Origin of the sequence: Psychrobacter sp. TB20-MNA-CIBAN-0197, assembly GCF_040309765.1 — a bacterium.
Lineage (GTDB): Bacteria > Pseudomonadota > Gammaproteobacteria > Pseudomonadales > Moraxellaceae > Psychrobacter > Psychrobacter submarinus.
In genome coordinates, this window is record NZ_JBEOPC010000369.1 from 1 (window position 1) to 286 (window position 286).

The 286-nt window shown below is 43.0% G+C and carries 1 protein-coding gene; it reads left to right on the forward strand.

What is annotated here, in order from left to right:
• The coding region (locus AAEY83_RS14075; protein ID WP_351059782.1) for a hypothetical protein at positions 1 to 286 on the forward strand (286 nt) is incomplete at both ends.

Below are 286 nucleotides of genomic sequence, written 5' to 3' on the forward strand. Positions count from 1 at the left end.
TATTAATCCTATTGGTGGGTTAGGTGCATCAACCAGCGACAGTGGTTATTTTGGCACATCTGAGCCTGATACCTGGCACCGTATAGCTTTTGTATTTTATACCGCACCAAGCAATGGCGTATTTGAAGTGTATATTGATGGTGAATTTGCGGGTGTTAAAAGAGACGGTGAAATAGGTAAACGCTGGGCACTCGATCAAGCCGTATTATTATTAACTGATAATAACTACGAAACCGAACCGGGTTATTTAAACGCACTGCTTTATGCTGGTCGCGCAATGACTCGC